The organism is Pantoea wallisii (genome assembly GCF_002095485.1).
GTDB lineage: Bacteria > Pseudomonadota > Gammaproteobacteria > Enterobacterales > Enterobacteriaceae > Pantoea > Pantoea wallisii.
Genome location: NZ_MLFS01000115.1, coordinates 1 through 3,692, shown reverse-complemented (window position 1 = coordinate 3,692; position 3,692 = coordinate 1). Strand labels below are relative to the sequence as shown.

Sequence of the window (3,692 nt, the reverse complement as noted above, 5' to 3'; positions counted from 1 at the left end):
GGCGGTGCTGCTGCCGGGAGCGTTCTGGCTGCTGCGCGAGACGCAGCGTCCGCCGGTTGATCTGTTCCGCCAGTATGGCGTGCCCATGGCGCTGGCCAGCGATGCCAATCCGGGTACGTCACCGGCGTTGTCACTGCGCCTGATGCTGAATATGGCTGTACGCTGTTTGGTATGACGCCGGAAGAGGCGCTGGCGGGCGTAACGTTATGGGGCGCTAAAGCGCTTGGGTTGCAGGCCACGCACGGTTCGCTGGAACCGGGCAAAGTGGCCAGTTTTGTGCACTGGCCGCTGGCGCGTCCGGCAGAGCTGGTTTACTGGCTGGGCGGCGAACTGCCGTGCCAGGTTATCTATCGTGGAGAAGCGCAATGACACCTTTTCATTTCACCGCCGGCACGCTGCCGCTACTGGTCAGTATTCCGCATGCCGGAACGCAGCTGACACCCGAGGTTGACGCCGGACTGAGTGACGCCGCCCGCGGCCTGCCGGATACCGACTGGCATATTTCGCTGCTGTATGATTTTGTCCGTGACTTAGGTGCCAGCGTGCTGATCGGTCACTATTCGCGTTTTGTTATCGATCTTAACCGGCCGCCGGATAACCAGCCGCTGTACAGCACGGCGACCACTGGCCTCTATCCTGAAACGCTGTTTGACGGCACACCGACCTTTGCCGCAGGAAAAACGCCGGACGCCGCGACGCGGCAAGAGTATCTGGAGACCATTTGGCAGCCATACCATCAGCAGATTCAGCAGGAGCTGGCACGGCTCAAGGCGCAGCACGGTTACGCACTGTTATTTGATGCGCACTCTATCGCCTCGGTGATTCCGCGCCTGTTCGACGGGCAGCTCCCGGATGTAAATGTGGGTACCAACGACGGCGCCAGCTGCTCACCGGCGGTGACTGACGCAATAAAAGCTGTGTGCAGCGCACAGACGCGTTACAGCTGGGTGGTGAATGGCCGATTTAAGGGCGGGTATATCACCCGCGCCTATGGTCAACCGGCGCAGGGTGTTCAGGCGGTACAGCTGGAGCTGGCGCAGCGTAACTATATGGATGAAACCCCGCCATTTACGTGGCAGCAGGCGCGCGCCACGCAGTTGCAGACGTTACTGAAACCGCTGATTCAGGCGTTTTTACAGGCGGGTAAACCTGTTTAAGATTGCCGGATCATAGCGATTTTCCGCCACGGAGTCGGCACACGGCCAGAAGGAAGCGTGAGCACGCCCGCAACGGCTGCATCCAGGGCCGTTCGGGTTTACTCATGTACCGGTGCCGCCGTAGCTGAAAACCAAACCCGCTCCATGCTTTCATAGTGGCGTCCCCGCAGGGCCGCCATGGCTGAAGGGTGCACCGATGCATCTGGCGGCCCTGCGGTTCGCCACTACGTGGTTCTTCGCATCGCCAGCCATACTACGCAGACCTCACCATGCGCACTGACCCGGTGCAACGCGTGGCGCACTGCGGTGCAGAAATGCCTGACCACCATCACGATCCTCGCTAAATCCCCGCTTCACAACCTGGCACAGCGCTTGCTTGGTTGTATGTACAAGTAAAGACCACGCGGTGATTATCACTATTTATTCTGGCTAGCTCACAAAAAGCTTATGCCAACAATGATCTGCCGCACGCTAACTTGTATATACATGAAATGTCATCTGCGATGTATCAGTGAACAGAGACAGCAAAATTTGATCAATGACCAGGAGAAGCCGCATGACGCACCGCGCCCCGATTCGCCGTTTTTGCCTCACGACCCTGTTTGCCAGCCTGATGATCGGCGGCGTTGCTGCCCAGGCTAAAGAGTGGAAAGCAATCACCATCGCTACAGAAGGCAGCTATGAACCCTGGAACCTGACGCTGCCCGGCGGCAAGTTAGGCGGCTTCGAACCTGAACTGATGGAGAACCTGTGCAAGCGCATGGGCATTCAGTGCAAGCTGGTGGTGCAGAACTGGGACGGCATGATCGCCGGCCTCAACGCCGGTAAATATGACGTGATCATGGATGCAATTGTTATCACGCCCGATCGCAAAAAAGTGGTCAACTTCACGGTGCCGTATGCCTCGACCCCGGCCACCTTTATCACCCTCAAAGAGAACCCGCTGCTGCCTGCGGATCACAACATCATCAAACTGCACGATGATGAGGGTGCCATCAACGCGGCTATCGCTCCGCTTAAAGCGGCGCTGAAGGGTAAAACCATCGGCATCGCTTCCGGCACGGTGTATACCCCCTTCATCGACAAATACTTCAAAGACGTGGCCGACGTGCGGGAGTACACCGCCTCGGCCGATGCGATGCTTGATCTGCAGGCCGGGCGCATCGATGCGGTGTTTGATGATGTCACCTTCGCGCAGTCAATGCTGGCGCGCAAAGAGAACAGCAACCTGACCTTCAGCGGCCCGCAGCTGGGCGGGCCTGTCTGGGGAGAGGGCGAGGCGATGGGTGTGCGCATGGCGGATAACGATCTCAAAGCCAAACTCGACGAGGCGATACGCGCCGCGCTGGCCGATGGCACGGTAAAAAAACTGAGCGAGAAGTGGTTCAAAACTGACGTAACGCCGTAAGTGAGGTGAAAGATGATGAGCCTGCTGAGTTTTGGTGCTGATGGCTGGGGCCGCCTGATCCTGAGCGCCACCCTCACCACACTGCTGCTGTCGCTGGCGGCGCTGCTGATTGGGGCGGTGGTCGGTTCTGGCATTGCGGCGGCAAAGCTGTCGCACCAGCGCTGGCTGCGCTGGCTGGGGGAGAGCTACTCCGTGGTGTTTCGCGGTATCCCGGAGCTGCTGGTGATCTATCTGTTCTACTTTGGAGGATCCGGGCTGATCACGCTGGTGGGCCAGATGTTTGGCGCTGAGGGATTTATTGAAGCGCCGCCGTTTCTGATTGGCGCACTGGCGATCGGGCTCATCTCAGGATCGTATCAGGGGGAGGTGTATCGCGCCGCGCGTCTGGCGCTGGCGAAGGGGGAGATTGAAGCCGCCGTGGCGATTGGCATGCCGCGTTTTCATATCGCCCGGCGCATTCTGCTGCCGCAGATTGTGCGGTACGCGCTACCGGGTATGTCTAACGTCTGGCAGATGAGCCTGAAAGACTCCGCGCTGGTCTCGGTAACCGGCATCGTAGAGCTGATGCGTGCCAGCCAGGTCGCCGCCGGCTCAACGCGCGACTACTTCACCTTCTATCTGATTGGCGGTGCCTGCTATCTGGTGCTGACACTGCTCTCTAACCATGCGTTTCGCCGCGCTGAAGTGCGCCTTGGGCGCGCGTGGCAGAGCCGCACCGCGGCACAGCATTAAGGAGCAGCAGCATGATCGATTTTGCCTTTCTCGCCGATACCTTTCTCAAACTGAGCGCCGCGCTGCCGGTGACGCTCGGCCTGTTTATCAGCGCCTTCATCTGCGGTGGCGTGCTGGCGCTGGGGATTCTGGCGCTGCGCATGAGCCGCTGGCGCGTGCTGAGCGGCTTTGCGCGCGGCTACATTCTGGTATTTCGCGGTTCGCCGCTGCTGATCCAGCTGTTTCTGATCTACTACGGGCTGGGCAGTTTGGCGTGATCCGGCACAGCTTCGTCTGGCCGTTCCTGCGGGAGCCCTTTATCTGTGCGGTGCTGGCGCTGGCGCTCTGTACGGCAGCGTATACCGCTGAGATCCTGCGCGGTGCGCTGCTGGCGGTCCCCGCCGGACAGGTGGAAG

At 59.8% G+C, this 3,692-nt stretch carries 3 protein-coding genes and 2 pseudogenes; all 5 read left to right on the top strand.

Going from position 1 to position 3,692, the window contains the following annotated elements; translation table 11 throughout:
- Window positions 1-369, top strand: a pseudogene (locus tag HA48_RS21760) (amidohydrolase family protein); the annotation flags it as partial.
- Window positions 366-1,157, top strand: coding sequence for an N-formylglutamate deformylase (hutG, locus tag HA48_RS21755; RefSeq protein ID WP_128603163.1), 792 nt, complete (start codon window positions 366-368; stop codon window positions 1,155-1,157). The pseudogene HA48_RS21760 and the gene hutG, both read left to right, overlap by 4 nt.
- A gap of 556 nt (window positions 1,158-1,713) precedes the next feature.
- Window positions 1,714-2,565: a transporter substrate-binding domain-containing protein gene (locus HA48_RS21750; RefSeq protein WP_128603162.1), complete on the top strand. Its 852-nt coding sequence runs from the start codon at window positions 1,714-1,716 to the stop codon at window positions 2,563-2,565.
- Between the two features lie 12 nt (window positions 2,566-2,577).
- The gene (locus HA48_RS21745) at window positions 2,578-3,297 is read left to right on the top strand and encodes an ABC transporter permease (RefSeq protein ID WP_128603161.1); all 720 of its coding nucleotides are present in this window, start codon (window positions 2,578-2,580) and stop codon (window positions 3,295-3,297) included.
- Window positions 3,298-3,308: 11 nt separating this feature from the next.
- A pseudogene (locus HA48_RS21740) lies at window positions 3,309-3,692 on the top strand (ABC transporter permease subunit); the annotation flags it as partial.